This window comes from Pseudoalteromonas lipolytica, assembly GCF_001306915.1.
Taxonomy (GTDB): Bacteria; Pseudomonadota; Gammaproteobacteria; order Enterobacterales; family Alteromonadaceae; genus Pseudoalteromonas; species Pseudoalteromonas simplex.
The window spans coordinates 1-770 of record NZ_LJTC01000037.1 but is presented as its reverse complement, the minus strand read 5'-3'; the positions used below and the strand labels follow the sequence as shown (position 1 = coordinate 770).

Sequence of the window (770 nt, the reverse complement as noted above, 5' to 3'; positions counted from 1 at the left end):
TCGTCCAGGGCCGCCTTCAGGGAGTCGCCGTAGACGGTGGGCACCCGGGTGTCGAGCACGCCGGCGCGATCCAGCTCGCCGAGAATGGCCATGATCCCGCCGGCGCGGTGCACATCCTCGATATGGTACTTCTGGGTGTTGGGGGCCACCTTGCACAGCTGCGGCACCTCACGCGAGAGGCGGTCGATATCGGTCATGGTGAAATCGACCTCGGCCTCCTGGGCGGCGGCCAGCAGGTGCAGGATGGTGTTGGTGGAGCCGCCCATGGCGATATCCAGGGTCATGGCGTTCTTGAACGCCGCCTTGGAGCCGATGGCACGCGGCAGCAGGTGCGCCTCGTTGCCCTCGTAGACCCGCTTGGCCAGTTCGACGATGCGATGACCCGCGGTCTCGAACAGGCGGCGGCGGTCGGCGTGGGTGGCAACCACGGTGCCATTGCCAGGCAGTGCCAGGCCCAGCGCTTCCATCAGGCAGTTCATGGAGTTGGCGGTGAACATGCCGGAACAGGAGCCGCAGGTGGGACAAGCGCTGCGCTCCACCTCGGAGAGGGTCTCGTCATCGACGCTGTCGTCGGCTGCCATGACCATGGCATCCACCAGGTCGAGGCCGTGGTCGAGCAGCTTGGTCTTGCCCGCCTCCATGGGGCCGCCGGAGACGAAGATCACCGGGATGTTCAGGCGCATGGCGGCGTTGAGCATCCCGGGGGTGAGCTTGTCGCAGTTGGAGATGCACACCAGGGCGTCGGCGCAGTGGGCGTTGACCATGTACTC

Annotated in this window: 1 protein-coding gene; it reads right to left on the bottom strand. The window is 66.5% G+C overall.

The window, feature by feature from the left end; all coding sequences use genetic code 11:
* Positions 1-770 (bottom strand): dihydroxy-acid dehydratase (locus AOG27_RS21375; protein ID WP_200909124.1); only part of this gene is annotated, 770 nt, incomplete at both ends.